This is a genomic window from Pyrobaculum sp. (genome assembly GCF_049971835.1).
Lineage (GTDB): Archaea > Thermoproteota > Thermoprotei > Thermoproteales > Thermoproteaceae > Pyrobaculum.
This window is the reverse complement of the sequence record NZ_JBMFKV010000245.1, coordinates 1-2,464: the sequence shown is the minus strand read 5'-3', so window position 1 is coordinate 2,464 and position 2,464 is coordinate 1. Positions and strand designations below refer to the sequence as shown.

Here is a 2,464-nt window from a genome sequence, read left to right as displayed (position 1 = left end):
CGCTGGGGCGGCTACAGAGTCCATTATCGCCCTCCACCACGGGCTGTACAGCGAGGCCGTTGTGTCTGCGGTTGCCGGCGCCCTGGCGCTTGTTGAGGAGGGCCGCTTCGAGAAGGCGGTTGAGTACGTCAGAAAGGCCGCCGAGGCGGCTTACGAAGCTCTGCGGGAGTGGCTGGAGAGGGCTAAGGTGGCGCTGGAGAGGCTTTACGAGCTGTTTGTAGAGGCTGTCGCTAGGGTAGTCGCCTGGGTTGATGAGCACAGGGCGTGGCTGTTCCTCGCCGCGGCCGCCTCTGCCGGCGTAGTCACGTGGGCCTTCGCTCACGACGTCCTCGGCTCGGTGCAACTCGGCAAGCTGGCCTTAGCGGCTGGGCTGATTAAATTCAGCGAGTTTAAGAAGCCGCCGACAGCGCAGGAACTGGTGGAGGCTGTCAGAAAGAGAAGCGAGGCGGTGGGCAAGGCGCTGGAGGAGCTGTTTAAAGTCGTAGACGGCTTGTCTAGAGGCGCGGCGGACGTGGACGAGAGGAGGCTGTTGAAGCTGGTGAATATGCTTGAGGCGGCTGGGAGGGTTGGAGAGCCTTGGCTGGTATCTGTGGCCAGAACGCTGAAGTATTGGGATACAAGCGGGCGTAACGACGAGGAGAGGAGCGGACACGCCAAGGCGGCTTTTCTAATCGTGTGGGCTGCGCTTCAGCGCCGCGCCGCGGAGGTGTACGATATGCTTGTGGAGATGTGGGAGGTGAGAAAAGAAGTCGCCGCTGTCTTGAGGCAGGCTTTGGATACCAACAGCAGAGAGAAGTGGAGAGAGTACTATGACGTACTGAAGAGGCTGGAGGAGGCCGAGAGGAGTGTGTTGAGAATTGCGGAGGGGGTGGAGCGCGAGCTCAACACCATCGCCGTGCATCTAAAGAAGACGCTGAAGGAAGTCGCGAAATGGATTGAGGTTGACGCGTTGGAGGCGAGGAGGCTGGCAGGGGCGACTCATGATGAGCTGTCTAGATACTCCGGTGCCAGCTACGGCACTAGGGCAGTTGCATATCTCAGAGCAACTGTAGACGACAACGCGGTGGGTTTGACCGCGCTGAGGGCCCTCGTAGCTAGGGACCTGGCCGCTCTAGTGGCTTATACGCCGGGCCATGCTTATAAAAAGTTGCTGAAGAAGGCGCCGGGCGTTAAACGCGGACGGCTAAGCGAGCTCCCGCTTGAGGAGAGGCTGGCCGTCGCGCTGGGCAGAGTTCTGAAAGACGCGAGGGGGCGCCCCGAGCTGAAGTTGCTCGTCGAGGCGTTTGAGAGAGGCGACGTGAGGGTGGAGAAGACAGAGAAGGAGGGGGAGTACGTCATATACGCCGGCGGTAAGACTGCCGTGCTGGAGCTTATTAGAACTGGAGGCGCCCAGCTATCAGGTGACTTGGTCAAGCCGCTGGCGGCTAGGAAGGAGGATGAGGTTAGAAGGGCTGTGGAGAGGTACGAGGAGATGTGGAAGAAGGGCGTAGCGCCTCTGCCCAGCCGGGCGGCTGTGGGCGGCTGGTTGCTAAGCGACATCTCTGTGAAGAAGACCAAAAAGGTGCGCAGAGTAGAAATGGAGACAGCCTCATTGGAGCAGGCGGTGACATTCCTCTCGGCCTTCGGCGTAAGGGCGGGGGAGATACACTGGGGCCGCGGCAAGAGGAGGGAGAAGAAGCCTGTCAAGATCTACATCGACTATTTCGACGTGACCGGCGAGGGGCTGAAGCCCGTCTACTGCGTAGAGCTATACGACAGATACGCCAAGGAGGTGCTGGATAGGCTCCGCTCGGCGCCCGCCATGTATGAGGAGGAGAGGAAAGCTATCGTAGACTTCATAACTAGACGCCTAGATAGAAAGGTTCTAGAGAGGCTGGGCACCAGCCTGGAGGAGTTTAGGCAGAGGCTTGAGAGGTGGCTCGGCGAGTGGCCGTACAGGGCGCCTAAGATCACCAGGTGGGACAAGGACTCTCGCGTGTTCCACACCCTGCTAGATATCTTTAGAGAGCTGGCGAGAGGCGAGTGTGATGCTGAGGTGCATGAGGAGGCTAGGAGACACGCCGTTGAGACGCTTCTCCACGCTGTTTTGGGTGACGGGAGTGTGAAAACAAACGAGGTTGTGCTGTACGTCGGCAAGGGGAAGGAGATGTCGGCCGGGGACAAGGCGGCGCTGTACTACGCACTGCTTAGGGAGCTGGGGTACCAGCCGAAGATGGCAAAGGCGGAAAGCGCCGTCCACATTAGGCTTAGCGGTGAGGAGGCGGGGAAATTTGCCCGGGAGGCTCTGCCTTTCCTCGTGGGTCTTGAGCGTCTGCTTGAGGTGGTGAAGAGCGACGAACAAATTTATTCAAAGGTGGAGAAGCTTACCAAGATGGCCAGGGCGGAGAGGGTCAAGGCGTGGATAAAAGACTTCACTACGGAGGGCAAGAGGCCCAGGGCTAGGCTGATCATAGAGGCTGACGGC

At 59.5% G+C, this 2,464-nt stretch carries 1 pseudogene; it reads left to right on the top strand.

Annotation, left to right across the window (positions count from 1 at the left end):
- Positions 1-2,464: pseudogene (locus ACP5J3_RS13160) on the top strand (hypothetical protein); the annotation flags it as partial.